This is a genomic window from Shewanella sp. NIFS-20-20 (assembly GCF_019209865.1).
GTDB lineage: Bacteria > Pseudomonadota > Gammaproteobacteria > Enterobacterales > Shewanellaceae > Shewanella.
This window is the reverse complement of sequence record NZ_JAHUTT010000039.1, coordinates 21,535-37,327: the sequence shown is the minus strand read 5'-3', so window position 1 is coordinate 37,327 and position 15,793 is coordinate 21,535. Positions and strand designations below refer to the sequence as shown.

The window sequence follows — 15,793 nt, the reverse complement described above, 5'->3', positions numbered from 1 at the left end:
TTGGTTATATTGCTTCCAGTTGCTGATTTTGTACTTTGCCTTACCCATCATCGTCACCCATCTCAAAGTTCTAATGATCTGATCGTGGTTCTGATGATTAGTTCAATGATTTAGGAAACAACGCCGTTCAGGGTTATCGGCGCAACAACTTGAAATTGAAGTGACAGAAAGTGTATTGGTCGAGCAAGATGGTCGCTTAGCCGCCATGTTTGCCTATCTACGGCAAGAAGGGATTGACTTATCCATTGATGATTTTGGCACCGGCTATTCAGCGCTCAGTTACTTACAAGCGTTCGCATTTGCTAAATTGAAAATTGACCGTTCATTTATTCAACGTATGGCTAATAGCGACGCGGATAGCGCTTTAGTTACTGCTATGTTAGCCATGGCAAAAGCCTTGAGGTTGAAAGTGGTTGCCGAAGGGATTGAAGAGCAACATCAAGCGGACTTTTTACAACAGCATGGGTGTGACTTTGGCCAAGGTTACTTATTCAGTCGGCCAGTGAATGCGGCTGAGTTTACTGAGCTATTACGCCTGCAACAGGCGTAATAGCGTGTTGTTAGCGACCGATAACCCTTAGGCCATATCGCGATAGAGGCGACGCATGGCGCTGACTAAGCCTTCCACGTCATCTTCATTGTGGAATAAATGGGTCGAAATTCGCAGCGCTTGGGTCCGATAAGCATCCTCTGCATGCAACAGGAATGAGGTGGTACGCACTATGTAGCCATATTCCTCGTGTAAGCGATTACGAAACTCAGTCAGTAATTCGCCATCATATTGGTCATCAAATGGATTAAAGGTTGTTAAGCCACTAGATAATTCCCGTGCGGGTGGCGCAAAGTAATGCGCGTGACGGAATGCTTGCTGCAGCTCTTTTTTACATAAGGCACTTAAATCGAGCACTCGCTTTTCGATATTGTCACGACCTATGTCTTCCCACATCATGCAGGCATCAACCAAGGCGCGTTTGGCTGGGTAGTTGTCCTGACCAATGGATTGGAAGCGCGCTTGCAGCATGCTTGAAGATGACGATGAGTTGATGCACCACAGTGGCGTGGCTCTGTCGCTCCAAAAGTCGGCTAAACGGTTGGCATTGTCACGCACATACAAAATTCCGGTCGCTCCAGGCCCACACTGCCATTTATGACCGGCGCCAGAGTAGAAATCACAATCAATATCGTGGAAATCTAAATTAAGCATACCTGGGGTATGCGCACCATCAATTAAGGTCGGAATGCGGTTAGGAATGGCGACTTCTTGGCAGATGCGCTTGGCTGGCAGGCGTGTGCCAGTGGTATAGGTGACGTGTGAGAAGGTGATCAATCTAACGCTGTTGCCATACTGGGCGACGGCATCCGCGAAGATATTGACCAAGTCATCTTCAGTTAATTCCTGATCGCGGGTGTGGACTGGGATTGACAGTTCAATGACGTCAACGCCATAACGCTCGCGGACATGGCGCAATGGTGACGTGGCACCACCATGTTCATGATGCGTGGTTAAAATCACATCGCCGGGTTCAAACTGTAGGCCATTAATAATGGAGCACATACCATCGGTGGTGTTGCGATTTAAGATCAGCTCATGATCAAAAGCACCAAACTGATGAGCGACTTGTTTAGCCAGCTCGATGGTCGGGATATTGCTTTGCCAAGGGTTGGCTGAAATCGCTTCGTTGTAGTCGTTAAAGTTTTCCAGCACTTGCTCTGGCATCGATCCTGACGTACCGACATTCATGTAAGTGGTTCGTTTATTTAGAATAAATTCTTTGCGGACCTTCTTCCAAAATTTCTCGTTTGGATTTTTTCCATAAAAAGAGGTGGGTTGGCGCTGCTCGCTGGCTAAGGCCGCTTGAGGAAATGCCATGGTGCCAACCCCAGCCAAGGTTAATCCACCCGTCGTTTTTAAAAATCTACGTCGTTCTAAATTGGTTGTAGACATATCAATATTGTTAATTTCCATATTTTTTCTCTATTTTATTTTGGTTAAAAACAGACTTGAGTTTTAAACGTCGCCATAAAGATAACGCTAAGTTATCAACAGTGGTTGTTAATCATCGTTGAAAATAACCAATCACGGTCATTGATATTAAAAAGTGTGAGCACGGGCATGATTTGGGCAAATATCAACCACAGTCATAACGATGTAAATTTAGTTGGCACTTGTAAAGATTATGTTTAACTATAAATATTATTTATATTGGCAATGCTATTGATGATTGATTGCGGTGATGAATAAAAATGAAGCAACTGATTTTTAATTATTAACCATGGTATGTGAATAGAAATTAGCAATGGGCAATAATTATTCTGTTGCTCGGACATAGTATTTATATGCTGCTGATTATATATTCACTCTTCATGCTTTATTGATTATTTATGGCGCATCTTAGGTCAGAGTTAAGTGCAAGCTTCAGGCGCTCGGCATCGACATGCTCTCGATCTGCCGCGATGTAATTACAGAGGTTAATGGCGCATGGCGCGAGGATGAACCTGCTTGAGACTAAGGGGCTAGTTGCAGCGTGACAGAAGCGGTGTTAAGTTTTTGTTAATTGGCGTGATAAGCTCAAGGATGACCGATGAAAATACCAGCAATCAGTGTTGGCTTAATGTGGCTATTGATGGGTTGTGGCCAAAATGGCAGCGTGATTGACGCTAGCTGCGCGCCAATTGGCAATGAAGATCGCAGCAGTGCCAGCCTTTACTCACAGGCCAACATCCAGTATCCCGAGCAATTGTTGTATGAAAAAATTGAAGGCTATGTCGTTATGCGTTTCGATGTGAGCCGCACTGGGCGGCCGATGAATATTGAGGTCATTAACTCTCAGCCTGACCATCTATTTAGTGAGGCGGCGGTTCACTCATTATCCCAATGGTGTTACCTACCTAAAGTCATTCAAGGTAAGGCGGTGGATGACACGGCCACAGAGGTACGGTTAGACTTTGTCTTGGGCTAAGAGGCGATTCTCTTTTGTAACTCATTGTTAATTCTTAGTGGATTTTATTAAATATTTAATTTTCATTTGTTATCATCCCGCTCTCAATCAACCTGTTGCGGTATGACACAATGAATAATTATAAAAAATCTTTGCTGGCGTTAAGTCTTACTCTCGGCTTGAGCTCAAGCTTAATGGCGGAAACCTTTAGCTTTGACACCCAGCCCATTGATGCAAGCACATTGGTGATGTTTCAGACTGCCAATAATGCCGCTTACTCTCTGGATCAGTTACCCCAAGCAACCCAAGTCCAATTAGCTAAGGCAATGGCAGCCGCTAAATTTAATGGTGACCAAGGGCAGACGCTCGAGCTATTAGCGCCGGTGGCGATTGAAGCCGATCGTATTATCGTATTGGGACTTGGCGAGCAACCATTACGTGTTGGCGAAATTCAAGCCTTAGGTGGCCAGTTGGCTTCTAAGTTGGCGCCATTGCCAGAACATCAAGTGCAAGTCTTTGTTGATCCTATGCCGAGTGAAGCTCAATTTGCGGCTAACTTTGCCCATGGCTCGGAGCTGGCCAGTTACCGCTTTGAGCGTTATAAGCAATTTGAGTTAGCGCCTAAACATTACCATTTCGTTAGCGATGACACCGAGGCTAACGTCTTGCATAAGCAGTTGCAAGCGGTTGAATCTGGTGTGTTTCTTGCCAGAGATATGACCAATACTACCGCAGGTGATCTGTATCCAGACAGCTTCGCGCGCGAAGCTAAAAAGTTATCCGATCTCGGTGTAAAAGTTACCGTGCTGGATGAAAAGGCGCTGGCCAAACTCAATATGGGCGCCATTTTAGGGGTCGGCAAAGGCAGTGATCGCGGCCCCCGCTTAGTGGTCGCGCATTGGCAAGGTAGCCAAGATGCACCGGTGGCTTTGGTCGGCAAAGGTATTACGTTTGATTCCGGTGGCTATAACATCAAGGCCACCGGTACCTCTATTGCTCATATGAAGTCTGATATGGCTGGCGCCGCGACGGTGTTAGCGACGGTAAAAGCCATGGCGATGCAACAGGCCGCAGTCAATGTGGTGGCGATTATGCCTTTGGCGGAAAATATGATCTCTGGTGATGCGCTGCGCCCAGGTGATGTGTTAACCACGGCTGCGGGTAAAACTGTCGAAGTGATGAACACAGACGCGGAAGGGCGACTGATCTTGGCCGATGCACTGTGGTATGCCCAAGAAAAGTATCAGCCGCGCCTAATCGTCGATGTGGCCACCTTAACCGGCTCGAAAGTGCGAGCGCTAGGACGCGAATTTGCCGGTATCTTTAGTGATTCCGATACGCTGGTGACTGAGTTTACCTATGCGGGTCAACAAGTGGGTGAGCGTTTGTGGCGCTTGCCGCTAGATAAAGCCTATGGGGAAGAACTTAAGTCTCCAATTGCTGATTTGAAAAATACCGGTACTCAAGGCAGCGCTGGCGCTTCATCGGCGGCGATGTTTTTAAAGGCTTTTATCAATGATGATCAACCTTGGGTGCATCTTGATATTGCGGGCAATGCTTTAAGCGCTAAACCATCCGCCGTGGCCCCCGCGGGAGCCACGGGTTATGGGGTTAGATTGCTTAGCTACTGGTTAACCCAACAGCCCTAATCACCCAGCCCACATCCCCGCGACGCGGGGATGTGGCGTTAGGGCGCCTTATGAATATCGTTATTCCTTCAAGAGCTTAGGTTAGTCAAATGTCACGCTCAATCTGTTTTGTAGATTGTAGTCATTGTTTTTATCCGCTTTAATTGTTTTTCCCGATTACCTATTATGTTTCTCAACGAAAGGGCACTCGGTCCTTAGCAATAAATTACTTACTGAATTAAACGGAGCTTTTCATGACTCAGTCAATTATCAATACCGAAATCAAGCCATTCAATGCAACTGCATTTCACAACGGTGAATTTGTATCAGTATCAGAGCAAGACTTGCTGGGTAAGTGGTCTGTGGTTTTCTTCTACCCTGCTGACTTCACCTTTGTATGTCCAACTGAATTAGGTGATATGGCTGACCATTACGAAAAGCTGCAAGCCATGGGCGTCGAGATTTACTCAGTATCAACCGATACTCACTTTACTCACAAAGCTTGGCATGACACGTCAGACACCATCAACAAGATCAAGTTTCCAATGATTGGTGACCCAACTGGCAAGATCACTCGCAACTTTGGCGTGATGATTGAAGAAGATGGTTTAGCACTGCGCGGTACCTTCGTGATTAACCCAGAAGGTCAGATCAAAGTGGCTGAAATCCATGACTTAGGCATTGGCCGTAGCGCTTCTGAGCTGGTTCGTAAAATTCAAGCTGCTCAGTATGTTGCGACTCATGATGGTGAAGTTTGTCCTGCTAAATGGCAGCCAGGTGAAGAAACATTAGCGCCGTCTTTAGATTTGGTCGGTAAGATCTAATCTCACTCGCTCACTAGTTTCATCATTCTCCTAACGCCCAGACCTCCCCCCTAACTGTCTGGGCTTTTTTTCCTCTGCTGTTTATTCATTATTCTCGATTATTAGGAGTCATCATGTTAGATACGAACTTAAAACAACAACTGCAAACTTATCTGCTAAACCTCAAGCGCCCAGTTGAGCTGCTCGTGTCGGCCGATGACGCGCCAAAGAGTCTTGAGATTATTCGCTTGGCAGATGATATCGCGTCGTTATCGTCATTGGTCAGCATCAAGCGTGTTGAGGGCGAACGTACGCCGTCAATGCAAGTGACCAGTCCAGAGACTGACACTCGCATCACGTTCGCCGGTCTGCCTATGGGGCATGAGTTCACCTCATTAGTGCTGGCGTTACTGCACACGGGGGGGCACCCCATTAAAATCACGGCTGAACAAATTGAACAAATTCGCCACTTGCCAGGCAAGTTCGCTTTTGAAACTTATGTTTCGCTAAGTTGTCAGAATTGTCCCGATGTTGTTCAAGCCATCAATATGATGGCGGCAATCAACCCCAATATCAGCAATGTGATGGTTGATGGTGCCTTGTTCCAGCAAGAAGTGAGCCATCGCAATATTATGGCGGTGCCATCGGTGTACTTAAATGGCGAGTTATTTGCCCAAGGGCGAATTAGCCTCGCTGAAATATTAAATCGCTTAGATACTGGCGCGGCCGCTCGTCAGGCTGACGCGCTATCTGAGAAAGCGCCTTATGAAGTCTTAGTCGTTGGTGGTGGTCCTGCAGGTGCATCTGCCGCCATTTATGCGGCGCGTAAAGGGCTTCGTACCGGTGTGCTTGCGGATAAATTTGGTGGCCAAGTGGCTGAAACCGTTGGCATTGAAAACTTTATTTCGGTCAAAGCTACCGAGGGGCCTAAATTAGTCGCTAATCTGGAAAGCCATGTGCGTGATTATGACGTGGATATCATGGACAACCAAAAAGTGGTGTTGCTAACTCGCGATGGTTTGTATCAAGTCGAACTTGAAAATGGCGCCGTATTGAAAAGCAAAACCGTGTTACTTGCCACGGGCGCGCGTTGGCGTGAAATGAATGTCCCGGGCGAACAAGAATATCGCGGTAAAGGCGTTGCCTATTGTCCACATTGCGATGGTCCATTATTTAAAGGTAAGCGGGTGGCGGTGATCGGTGGTGGTAACTCGGGTATTGAAGCGGCTATCGACTTAGCTAACATCGTAGAGCATGTCACTGTTCTTGAATTTGATAGTAAACTGCGCGCCGATGATGTGCTGCAGCGCAAAGCACAATCCATGGGTAATATCACCATTATTACCCAAGCCATGACCACTGAAGTGCTGGGTGATGGCCAGCGGGTGACCGGCTTACACTATACAGACCGCGCAACCAACGAGAGTCATCATGTCGCCTTAGCGGGGATCTTTGTGCAAATCGGCCTAGTGCCAAATAGTGAATGGTTGAAAGGCACAGTTGAGATGAGCGGCCGCGGCGAAATTATTGTCGATAATCAAGGGCAAACGTCACTGCCAGGTGTTTTTGCTGCCGGCGATGTCACCAACTCGGCTTATAAGCAAATTATTATCGCCATGGGCAGCGGAGCCACCGCATCGTTAGGAGCCTTTGATTACCTCATTCGCCACAGTGAAGATTGAGGTCGCTACGCGCCTAACTGATGGCTACGGAATGCCAACATCCACCGAACCCAACGTCAGTTGGGTTCTTTTTTTGGGCGTGTCTCCGCCATCAAAGGGACGGCCTCCCTCGGCGCTGTATCGCGGCTGTATGCTAAGTGTGTTGGCATTGAGCGTTCAGCGGATAAGCCAACACCGCCCAGTGTTTAATAGAGCCGCTGAGTCATGGTAAAGATAAGCTTAGTGTTTAGTCTCTGGCGGGACACTCATGCGATTGGCCAGCGTTAATCCTAACCATACGGCGATAAATCCCAAGACCAAACTGAGCAGCATATACAGTAACGACAGCACAAGGCCACCAGGTTGTAGGCTCTCATGAGCTGCGCCATAAGCAAAACTCGAAAACGTCGACATGCCACCGAGGGCGCCAGTGCCAAATAATAAAATCACATCGTCAGATAGATTTTGCAGACGATGGTGAGCGGTCGCTAACCCCAGCAAAAACGCTGCGATGACATTGGCCACTAAAATATCAAGGGGGAATCCATTATGCAGGCTCGGGATCAAGAGCATAATAAACTCCCGCACCATGGCGCCAAACGCGCCGCCAAGAAACACTAAAATGGCTGTGCTGTACATGGTGCCTCCTAAAGGCTCGCGAGGGCAATACCCAAGATAGCGGCGGCAAAACCTGCCACAGTGGAAAGCAAAAGATAACCCACGGCTTGGGCAACTTTGCCGGCTTCAACGTATTTGAGAGCATCCATTTGCATTGAACTAAAGGTGGTATAGCCGCCCAAAATACCCGTTAAGATCAGTGCATTCAGTGGCTCACCATAACGTGATTGCCAGTGGACACTGAATAGGACAGATAAAAAGGCAATCACAAATGAACCGGTGATATTGAGTCCAAAAGTCGCTATGGGGAAATTCATATGAAAGCGATTGGCGACCCATTTTCCCACCGCCCAGCGTATGACGGTGCCGATGCCGCCGCCGATGCCAACCCACATCACATCTAATGCTGTCATATCTGCTCCAACCGTGGGCTCAAGGATCAACGGGACTACCCCGAAGGACGCAATGAGAAACACAGGAAAAATCACTTACCAAAAGTAGTAGCGATATCTACAAACCGCAAACCTTGCTGGTGTTTATGTAAGCCTAGCGAGATAGCCATTGTCGATGAACATATCGCTAGATAACATTGCAAGCGCTAGCTAAGAAACTAGCTAGCGGCGCGAGTGATTAGTTGGGAATGGTATTGTCAGTGAGCGCCTTAGGATTGGTGGCTCGGCACTGCTCGTCGGCTAGGCCATAACGGATTAGCGTGGCAGACTGTCCTTTGGTCCATAAGGTTAGGTTTTGTGCCTCATATTTTGCCCCGGATGCCGACTCAGATATCATCGCAATACGTTGATCATCACCTTGGCCCTGGGGTAATAGATTAATCACGGCGGCAGGGACTTCAGTGTCGTTATAGAAATACACCTCTAATTTGGCGTTATCACATTGATAAAATACCGGTGTCGGAACTGCCACCTTACCGTCAGCAATTTGTAATTCAGTCAGGCGACTACGGTAGCTGTGATTGATGCACTGGCCTAATTTATCGCTCTTCCAGCATTCGTTGCGGGCTTTTATCCAACCGCGTTGTACCGCCTTTAGGGTGGACTTTTCTGCCCCTTGCAGTTGGGATAATACGCTTTGGTAACTGTCATTGAGTTTGCTATCTAACTGCTGCAGATCAGGATGTTGGCAGATATATTCCTCGACAGTGCCATCGGCTTTACTGCAATCGAAGGCGGCCGCATTGGCATTAACACAGAATAAAAAGCCGCTGGTGAATAGGGCGAGTGATAAAACGGACTTGACCATGACACAGTTCCTGAACAGGGGGGATTGCTCTTTAGACTAGCAAACAGTGGTTAGAATGCAATCGGCTTAGCTTGGCCTAAAAAGAGATAAATTAAGGTATTTTTATCTTGGTGGCCACAGGCTTGAAGATGCCAGCATTAACCTTTTTTGGCTTGTTGCTTGGCTGAGATTGGAGAAAAATACGGTTTACCATTACACTCAAACATGCTCCATGGTAAGCGTGATGTATAAGTCCATGAAAAATAAAATTTTATATTTTATCTTGTTAATGTTTTGCTCGCTGGCGGTGGCCAAAGATGACTTGCCATTGCCCCCGGATATGCAGCCGATACCAGTGACTGCGGCCATCGACTTGAGCGATGCCAACGCCATGTTGACCTATTTTGCCGAGCAACACTATCAATTACCCTTAGCCAAACCGCCTATAGTGCCCCCCATCTTAACCAAGAATTTACCTGAAAATTTTCATGCCTTGCCCCATCAAGCGGCAACAACGGGCTTTATTCAATTGTTGCTTCCCAACATTTTGGCGGTCAATGATCAACTCAAGCGAGTTCGTCAAGCGCTATTGGCCATTAAACACGCTGGCGGCCCTAAGATCGCCGCTGAAACTGCTTGGCTGAAAAAAATTAGCTTTCACTATCAATTGGGGGCGGTTGATATTAATAAAATGCTGTTGCACATCGATGCGATCCCTGTCGGCATGGTGTTAGCTCAGGCAATCGATGAGAGTGGCTGGGGAACTAGTCGTTTTGCGCGCCAAGGGGATGCGCTTTTCGGAGAACACTCACCCAAAGGCTGGCCTTATTATATGACTACCGCCCATGGGCGGATCAAGGTCGCATCTTATGACACTGTCTACCAAGGGGTTGCCGCTTACATCTACAACCTCAATACCCAAGCGAGTTATGCATCGTTTCGACAATTACGGGCAACACTGTCGCCATCAGCGGCTGCCAGTGGTTATCAACTGGTCGCTGGTTTACGCCATTATTCGGCGCACGGTTGGGATTATGTCAATGATCTTAGGGCGCTGATTAATCACCATCATCTTGATAGTTATGATGATGCCGAGTTACAAAGCCATGATTGGCAGTGGATTGAATTTAGCCGATAGCAATAAAAAGCCCACGGATGTGGGCTTAGTGGTTTACGCTGTGGTGTTGATATTTTGCCCCACATTGGCTGAGGGTTGACTGGGCTCTTTAGGTGTCGCTGCTGCAATCAAATCCATCACAATCTTGCCTTCAGCCTGCTGTTGCTCTTTACCCATTTGTGCCACTTTACCGATGTGAGTCATGGTGGTGTTAAAACTACCGCCAGAAATTTCTGTCATAGTCAGTTCCTTGTTTGCCATCCCTATCCATCTAGGTAATACCTTATCGGCATCACTGCCAATAAGTTTAGCCTAAGCGTGCTAAAAGGTCGCAGCGGGCACGACCTTTAATGAACCGTCTATTTACGTGTTATTCGAGCGCCACTTCCGAATAAATATAATACTGAAGGTGAGTATAATCGCGCCTAAGATCAAGCCAATGGCTAAGACCGGATTTTGCATCGATGTCGGGTCTAACACTAGCATGCTACCTAGGCCTAACATCATGATACCTGACATTAATTTAAGGCTTTCACCTTCTTTCTCTGTGAGTTTACGTTTACCTAAGGTCATACTAAATACGATGACAATGACCGCCAGCGGGATGACATACACTAAGTTATACAGCACCAAGTATAAGTAGCGCTCGACATCGGGTAAGTCATGTAGGGTCAAGACACTGGTGTAAATCATGGGAAAACCGGCGGTGCACAGTAACTCATAAGCATTAGCTAGTATCGCTAACACTGTGGTGCCAAGGATCATCGCTCCTAATGAGGTGGCGCTTGATAATTTGCCCATGCGCTTGATAAGGCCGGTGCGATTGCTAGCTGACATCGATAGGCTCACTTTGCCTTTTTGGCCAAAGAATTCCTTGATGTTGATGACCCCAGCGAACAACGCCAAGAGGCCGGCAATCATGATAATGGTACCGCCATCACCGCCGGCGCCCAGTAATTCAAAAATATTGAGCCAAGCGATCATAAATAAGAAATAGATAAAGCCTGAGAAGAAGACGAATATCCCCCCGACCAGTAGCATCCGGCCGCGGCTCTTCGCGTTCACCATAATAGACAGTAAAAATAATAGAACGAAAAAGGCGCAAGGGTTGAAGGCATCGACTCCGGCCAACACCACGGTTAATAGGGGTAATGACAACTTTTCCGGCGCTACCGTACCGATAAAAGGAATTGAGACGGGTTGCACTTGCGTCACGGCGGGGGCATCACAACTGCCGTCTCCCGCGAGACTTTGTTGGCTACAGGTGGCAAATAATGGTGCTTGTGTGCTAGCGGCTGCCGCGGTGATCATCGGGGCTTGTTCCAGTGTGCCGCCATAAGATTGGTAGCATTGCCGTAGTTGTTGCTCGATAAAAGCGCCGGTCACGTCATCACTGCTATAGCCGACACTGGATTGGCCACAAAAGGCGAAAAATGGCACTGAGGTGGTGTTTTGACCGGTGGCGGTCGCCACTTGTTTCCATAATGCCAGTGCGCCAGGGGCGGTCACTTGGTGAGATTGCAACGCAATCCAAGGATAATGCTCGGTGAGTTTATCGACAAAGGGGTGGGCTTTAGCGCAGTGAGGACAGGTTTCTGACCAGAAAAAATACATGGGAATTTGTAATTCCTGATCACTGTTTGTTTGTTGCCAAACGATGGGGTCTGCCGCGCTAGCCGGTAAGGTGAATAGTAATACAATAAATATTAAGAGCTGTTTTAAATATCTCATAACAGTACCGTTATAACAGTAAGATCATGAGGTTACTTTACGCTCTTCTGTTTTTGCTCACACCTTTGCGGCTAAAAAGTGTTAGCTGGCTTCAAAATACTGAAATAAATGGTAAATCGTGGAACTTTTTCAGCGCGTCGCGAGTTGAGCTTCTTGGTCGCTTTCTGGACACCAATACAGCTGCACGCTGCGTTCTGGATTATTGGCAATGGTGAGGATGCGACTCACTATCGGCGGCTCAAATTCTTGAGTGGCTAAGTAGGTTTTAATCCGCTCAATGCGCCGTTGAGCTAACCATTTGTTGTACTCTTTAAGCTTGTCATTATCACGATTAAGCCCAGCAGAAAACTCCAACATTAAGTAGCCGGTCGCAACATTATTGTCAGCTGTCGAGGTATTAATTTTATCTAACAAGGCTTGGCCATGTTCGGAAAAATACGAGCTATTTTTAGCAAACTCAACTTGGCCATAATCTTGGGCATTAGGACAGGCGGCGTGAGCGGTTATTGTCATTGATGACAACATAAGCAAAGTCAGAAAGCGCATCATTATTATCGTTTTTATTCGTATGATATCAGTTAATTTAAGTGAAAGTCGGTATGAAAGCAAACCTGAATTAATCGGCGCAAACTCACGAGGGCTCTGGGTTAGCGCAAAGTCACTCCTTCGGATTTTTATTGTCAATAGTCTGGCGAGTGTCATATTTCTAACTGGTTGAATACGCAAGAAATGACCATGGTGTTGACCCTGAATAATGGTGGTGTTAAGCACGGGGTAACTTGTGTCTATGCTGGCGTAGCCACATTGGCTGTTGGCGGGGCTAAGGCGCCTGTAAGTAAAAGCGGCATCCATTTTGAAAGCCTGTTACAGTTAATTTATCTAAAGCTGCAAGGAGATGGCGATGCTGGATGTGCTGGTGATTGGTGGGGGAATTACTGGGGTTGGGGTCGCGCAAGCTGCTGTCGCTGCTGGCTATTCCGTGGCCTTATGGGAACGGGGGGCGCTGGCGAGTGGCACCTCGTCTCACTCCAGCAAATTGATCCATGGTGGCTTAAGGTACCTAGAATCCGGCCAACTGACATTAGTGCGTCGTTGTTTGCATGCTAGACGTCAGTTATTGCAATTAGCCCCTGAGTTAGTCAAAGCCGTGCCATTCTATATTCCGCTATATCAAGACAGTCAACGCGGTTTGCTTACCCTTAGTGCGGGTCTCAGCCTTTATGGTCTTCTCAGTCAAGGTGACCCTTTGGGTAAGTTTACTCGGGTTAACTTGGCTAGCAGTGAGCAGCATCATTTACTCCAACAGCAAGGCTTGCGGCATATGTTGCAATATTGGGATGCACAAACCGATGATAAAGCATTGACCATGGCGGTGGCGGCCAGCGCGCAACAACTTGGCGCCGAGATCCAGCAATATCGTCAAGTCACCGACATTTATCATGGTGCCCGCGTATGCCAAGTGCGATACCGCGATAGTGATGGCACTCTCGGTGAGCGGCGGGTCAAGATGATAATTAATGCGACCGGCCCATGGGCTAGTGAGCTGCTCGCCAATGTCACACCGAAACAAATGCCAGCGGCAATGACCTGGGTACAAGGTTCACATTTGTTACTGGATATCGAAAGTCCTGTGGGGATTTATTATTTGGAATCACGCCTCGATGAGCGAGTATTTTTTGTGATGCCTTGGAAAAATAAAACCTTGATTGGCACGACCGAAGTGGCACTAGCCACCATGCCTGACAAGCCGCAGATCACGTGTGAGGAGTATGACTATTTATTAGACAATTACCACCATTACTTTACCCAGTACTCGCGTGCCGAGCTCGCCAGTTTAGTCATCGGCAATTTCTGTGGGGTGAGGGCCTTGCCAGCGCAAGCGGGTAGCGCCTTTAGTAGAGCGCGGGAAACCTTGTTTGTACAACAAGCCAATAGTCCGCGCTTGGTGAGTGTTTATGGCGGTAAGCTGACCGAGTTTATGCCGATTGCCCAAGACGTATTGGCCATGATCCGTGCTCAACTAGGAGAGCGCCACGCTATTGCGGATATTAACACGCGCGCCATCGTGCCGGTGGCCGATGATTACTTTGCTGCTGATAATGCCCAACCACATATGGCCCTATAAAAAAAGCGACGGGTGACAGTCGCTTTTTGATTTTGTTTAACGTCTTAGGAGTTACTGAACATTAAATAAGCTAATGCTGTTGCTGCCAGGGTTAGCATTCAATACTGCTAACTGGCCATCCATTAACGTCAGCGCTTGCGGGTTAGTGGTAGCCTCTAAATTGATGGCATCAATCACGCGATTGTCACGGTTCATCACTAACACCTGCTCGCCAGAATGACTCAACAAATAGATGTTATCATCACCAATGGCAATCCCTGTTACTTGCGGTAAGGCATTGACTTCAAGGGAAATAATCGCTTCGCTATTGAGTTTCATGTCCGCAGCACTCATGCGGCTGACCACAAAATTATTGCGGGTTGGCACGGGTAAAGTCACCATCAGATACTCATTTGTTTTCGCATCAAAGCCAATGTCACCAATGTAGTTGTATTTGGCGCGAGTAGTCTCAAAGCGGCTGCGAGTTAACTCTTTAACGCCGTCAGTTCCGTCCATAAAGTTGGCATAGTAGTGAGCGATTTTGGCACTGGGATCATAAGCTACACGGGCATAACTCTTATGGTCGGCGGTGACAATAACGCTGTTGTCGCCATCGAAAGCTACCCCTGCCAAGTTGGAAATCTCAGTTGAAAACGCTGCATCAATTTTCACTTGTGCCAAAATGGTGGTTAGGTCTTTTGATAAGAAATATACCCAGTTATCGCTAGTGACAACGGCAAACATTTCCGTGCTAGCTTGATAGGCTATGCCGGTCGCCAAGCCTTCAATTGCTGCTGGTAACTGCAATTGTTGACTTGCCATGGCGCGATTGCTGGTGCTGATTTGCGTTTGAGCATCGTGACTCATGTTGGCAAAATCTGGCTTAGCAATGGTATAAGCGCCGCGAGCAGACAGTTTCGATGGGGTTGGCCAGTTGCCAGTCGACCAAATGATATGGTCGCTGTTAAAGCTCATACGAACCGGATCACTCTGGCCGATGAAAGGGAACGGACCGGTCTGAGTGAACGCTTGCACTATGTTGAAGACGATAATCACTAAGAAGGTGTTAATGGTGATCTTGTTGAATAGGCTCCATGGGGCTGGTTTATCTTGCAGCTTGTCGCCTTGTAACAGCAATAATGCGCCAGCAAATAACAAGATGATAGCAAACACGACGATCACCCAGACATAGGTGTGAACCCCGAATATCGCTGGGCCAAACCCTTGGCCAATATCACGCAAAATATGGTTAGAGCTGTGGCGATAACCTGCCCACAAACCGTACACGGCGGTTAAAATTAATGCGCCTATGTATTTTGGCTTAAGTCCATAACGCATAATGAAGAGGGCGATGAGGGATACCAGCACCATGGCGGTACGCTCTTGCCAGCATAAAATACAGGGGGTATCACCCATGCCAAAGCCTAGAATGATGCAGGCAATTCCCACCGGGAGAGCGATCAATGCGAGCGCGGCAAAGGAGACGATGCGATTCAAATTAATTTCGTTCATGACGAGTTCCTTACAAGTTGCCAGCTGGGACTAGCATGCCCCAGGTCGCGATTAACCAAATAAAAAGACTTAGTAAGATACTGATAGCCAATAAAATATGAGCCAGCTTTTGTTTGTGTGGTTTAAATGCGACTACAAAGGCCGTCACAAAAATAATGCAAAATAATAAAAACTCCACGGTACTCTCCGCTGCAAGGTTAAGTGCTAACTTCTGGTCGAAAATATCGCGCTAACGTTATGTCGCAGAAGCTAGTGATAAGTTTTCGCCGCAGCTAGGTTATTTCTGCTGCAAGCGAAAGCAGCCGCTAAATTATCAGAGAGAATGGGCGGGAAATGCGGAACAGATCCCATAACCCCAAAGGGGTATATGATGATTTTCGGATTTTGTGATGCTGAATTTCAAATGCTGAAAAATTGTGATTCTGTGCGGTTTGTGTCGGG

General features: G+C 47.3%; 14 protein-coding genes and 1 pseudogene. 7 read left to right on the top strand and 8 right to left on the bottom strand.

All coding sequences use genetic code 11. The features are described from left to right. Positions 1-136 precede the first annotated feature (136 nt). Positions 137-550: pseudogene (locus KU855_RS12785) on the top strand (EAL domain-containing protein); the annotation flags it as partial. Between the two features lie 27 nt (positions 551-577). On the opposite strand, the gene KU855_RS12780 reads toward KU855_RS12785, so the two are convergent. Beyond that, positions 578-1,966 (bottom strand): aminotransferase class V-fold PLP-dependent enzyme, encoded by a 1,389-nt coding sequence (locus KU855_RS12780; protein WP_218530662.1) that lies wholly within the window; start codon positions 1,964-1,966, stop codon positions 578-580. A gap of 616 nt (positions 1,967-2,582) precedes the next feature. Here KU855_RS12780 and KU855_RS12775 point away from each other — a divergent pair. From KU855_RS12775 to ahpF, 4 genes are all read left to right on the top strand, one after another. Beyond that, positions 2,583-2,960 (top strand): energy transducer TonB, encoded by a 378-nt coding sequence (locus KU855_RS12775; protein ID WP_218530661.1) that lies wholly within the window; start codon positions 2,583-2,585, stop codon positions 2,958-2,960. A 110-nt stretch (positions 2,961-3,070) separates the two neighbouring features. Then, on the top strand, positions 3,071-4,588 hold the full coding sequence (locus tag KU855_RS12770) for a leucyl aminopeptidase (RefSeq protein WP_218530660.1): 1,518 nt from the start codon (positions 3,071-3,073) through the stop codon (positions 4,586-4,588). Positions 4,589-4,821: 233 nt separating this feature from the next. After that, positions 4,822-5,391, top strand: a complete 570-nt coding sequence (gene ahpC / locus KU855_RS12765) for an alkyl hydroperoxide reductase subunit C (protein ID WP_218530659.1) — start codon at positions 4,822-4,824, stop codon at positions 5,389-5,391. A gap of 113 nt (positions 5,392-5,504) precedes the next feature. After that, positions 5,505-7,052, top strand: a complete 1,548-nt coding sequence (gene ahpF, locus KU855_RS12760) for an alkyl hydroperoxide reductase subunit F (RefSeq protein ID WP_218530658.1) — start codon at positions 5,505-5,507, stop codon at positions 7,050-7,052. Positions 7,053-7,271: 219 nt separating this feature from the next. On the opposite strand, the gene KU855_RS12755 is transcribed toward ahpF, so the two are convergent. From KU855_RS12755 to KU855_RS12745, 3 genes are all read right to left on the bottom strand, one after another. After that, positions 7,272-7,670: a CrcB family protein gene (locus tag KU855_RS12755; protein ID WP_218530657.1), complete on the bottom strand. Its 399-nt coding sequence runs from the start codon at positions 7,668-7,670 to the stop codon at positions 7,272-7,274. An 8-nt stretch (positions 7,671-7,678) separates the two neighbouring features. Then, positions 7,679-8,062, bottom strand: a complete 384-nt coding sequence (gene crcB, locus KU855_RS12750) for a fluoride efflux transporter CrcB (protein ID WP_218530656.1) — start codon at positions 8,060-8,062, stop codon at positions 7,679-7,681. Between the two features lie 217 nt (positions 8,063-8,279). Then, a complete protein-coding gene (locus KU855_RS12745; protein WP_218530655.1) occupies positions 8,280-8,909 on the bottom strand; it encodes an MliC family protein in 630 nt (209 codons plus the stop codon). A 235-nt stretch (positions 8,910-9,144) separates the two neighbouring features. On the opposite strand from KU855_RS12745, the gene KU855_RS12740 reads away from it, so the two are divergent. Continuing rightward, the gene (locus KU855_RS12740; protein WP_218530654.1) at positions 9,145-10,026 is read left to right on the top strand and encodes a glucosaminidase domain-containing protein; all 882 of its coding nucleotides are present in this window, start codon (positions 9,145-9,147) and stop codon (positions 10,024-10,026) included. 33 nt (positions 10,027-10,059) lie between these two features. Here the strand turns inward: KU855_RS12740 and KU855_RS12735 are convergent, their stop codons facing one another. From KU855_RS12735 to KU855_RS12725, 3 genes are all read right to left on the bottom strand, one after another. Continuing rightward, positions 10,060-10,209 carry a cytoplasmic protein gene (locus KU855_RS12735; protein WP_371316360.1) on the bottom strand — a complete coding sequence of 50 codons (150 nt, stop codon included), beginning with the start codon at positions 10,207-10,209 and terminating at the stop codon, positions 10,060-10,062. 159 nt (positions 10,210-10,368) lie between these two features. After that, positions 10,369-11,736 (bottom strand): cytochrome C biosynthesis protein, encoded by a 1,368-nt coding sequence (locus KU855_RS12730; RefSeq protein WP_218530652.1) that lies wholly within the window; start codon positions 11,734-11,736, stop codon positions 10,369-10,371. 129 nt (positions 11,737-11,865) lie between these two features. Beyond that, positions 11,866-12,249, bottom strand: coding sequence for a hypothetical protein (locus tag KU855_RS12725; protein ID WP_218530651.1), 384 nt, complete (start codon positions 12,247-12,249; stop codon positions 11,866-11,868). Positions 12,250-12,631: 382 nt separating this feature from the next. Between KU855_RS12725 and KU855_RS12720 the strand changes: the two genes are divergently transcribed. Further along, positions 12,632-13,861, top strand: coding sequence for a glycerol-3-phosphate dehydrogenase/oxidase (locus KU855_RS12720; RefSeq protein WP_218530650.1), 1,230 nt, complete (start codon positions 12,632-12,634; stop codon positions 13,859-13,861). 51 nt (positions 13,862-13,912) lie between these two features. On the opposite strand, the gene KU855_RS12715 is transcribed toward KU855_RS12720, so the two are convergent. After that, entirely contained in the window at positions 13,913-15,352 is a 1,440-nt protein-coding gene (locus KU855_RS12715) for a disulfide bond formation protein B (RefSeq protein WP_218530649.1), read from the bottom strand. Positions 15,353-15,793 lie beyond the last annotated feature (441 nt).